This is a genomic window from Curtobacterium sp. MCBD17_032 (assembly GCF_003234855.1).
In the GTDB taxonomy this organism is placed as follows: domain Bacteria; phylum Actinomycetota; class Actinomycetes; order Actinomycetales; family Microbacteriaceae; genus Curtobacterium.
In genome coordinates this window covers 1-1568 of the sequence record NZ_QKTO01000025.1, presented here as the reverse complement: position 1 = coordinate 1568, position 1568 = coordinate 1, and the positions used below count along the sequence as shown (strand labels likewise).

1 rRNA gene is annotated in these 1568 nt (G+C 67.0%); it reads left to right on the top strand.

The annotated features are described in order from the left end of the window. Nucleotides 1-102 (top strand): 5S ribosomal RNA (rrf, locus tag DEI91_RS15820); the annotation flags it as partial. Between the last annotated feature and the right edge of the window lie 1466 nt (nt 103-1568).

Genomic DNA, 1568 nt, shown 5'->3' with positions numbered 1-1568 from the left:
GAGAGGGAAACGCCCGGTCACATTCCGAACCCGGAAGCTAAGCCTCTCAGCGCCGATGGTACTGCAAGGGGGACCTTGTGGGAGAGTAGGACGCCGCCGGACTCCTTTTCAATGATCGAGCCCCTGACCGGGGTGAGCAGCAACGCTCACCTTGGTCAGGGGCTCTTTCGCGTCCCCACAGGCCGGCTGAGTAGCACGTCATCGACGAGCGTCTTGCTTGACTCGCTTTGTGGGGCTACTCGCGGGGCGTTCGTCGCTGCTCGAGCTAGTACGTTCTGTGCGAGCCGTGGTCAGCTGACGCGATGGAGCGCCTTGCTCCTCAGTCGGTCCTGCGCCCAGCTCCGGTCGTCCGAGGTCGGGAGGCGCGTTGTCTGGGGCATCGGCAGTTCGAGTGATCGGGAGTAGCGCAACGATGCGTGCTCGGTGGGCAACCGCGGCGACTGGCGGTGCGACGTCATGGTGGAGATGAGGGCGGCGATCGATCGCACCGGTCTTGGCTGTCCGGTCATGCTGTCGACGGACACTCGGACGGATGCGCGATGAGCCGGCGCCCCGGGAGCTGGAATCGGCACCTCGATCGCGGACGACGGCCATGTGGAGTTGTCGGTCGCTGCGCGCTCGGCCGAGGTGGAGTGCCGCCTCGTGATCGATCTCCACGGCGGTGGTCTGGTCCGTGGTGGATTCCGGTGCTCTCGTCGCGAAGGCTCGAGACCTTCGCCGTGAGAGGAAGGTCGTCGGTTCGGGAGACAGCCACCCGGTTTCATCGGTCGAGAACGGGGTCGCGCTTCGTCGGCTGAGCAGGGTCGGAGCCGCAAGCGGGTTCACCAGGGCAGCGCGCCACGGGCCGGCCGAGGTGGGCATGAAGCGGCGAGATGGAACGGGTTTCGAATGTGCGCCATGGTGATCTTGTCCGTTGTCCGTTGTCCGTTGTCCGTTGTCCGTCGTCGGTCGTCGGTCGTCGGTCGCCGGGGAGTCGTCGGATGCGCCGACTCTCGACGGTCGGTTCCCGATGTGGTTCCACGCGGGGCCGCAAGTTCGATCCGACCGAACATCGGCGTTCCTCGGACGGCAGGCGCGGCGATCATCGCCTGTGGCTAACGTTTCCTGGCAAAGACGGGCCATTTCGGTCCGGAGGCGCAGAGGAATCGATGTGAACGAGCTCGAGGTGATGCACACTCGCCGTGAGCCGTGAGCCGTGAGCCGTGAGCCGTGAGCCGTGAGCCGTGAGCCGTGAGCCGTGAGCCGTGAGCCGTGAGCCGTGAGCCGTGAGCCGTGAGCCGTGAGCCGTGAGCCGGGAGCCGTGAGCCGGGAGCCGGGAGCCGTGAGCCGGGAGCCGGGAGCCGTGAGCCGGGAGCCGGGAGCCGTGAGCCGGGAGCCGTGAGTCCTTGCCCGGATCCGGCGGGTGATCGGTAGTTGGTAGCGGGGTGCTGAGCCCCGAGTAGTGCTGGTGTTGCGTAGTGCGACACGCCCGGGATGTGGGGTGGGTTGGTGGTGGGTGTGGGGGCTGCGTAAAGTAATCCCTCGTCACCCCAAAGGTGCGGCGGAGCGGCTGGAGCGGAAGCCCAGAG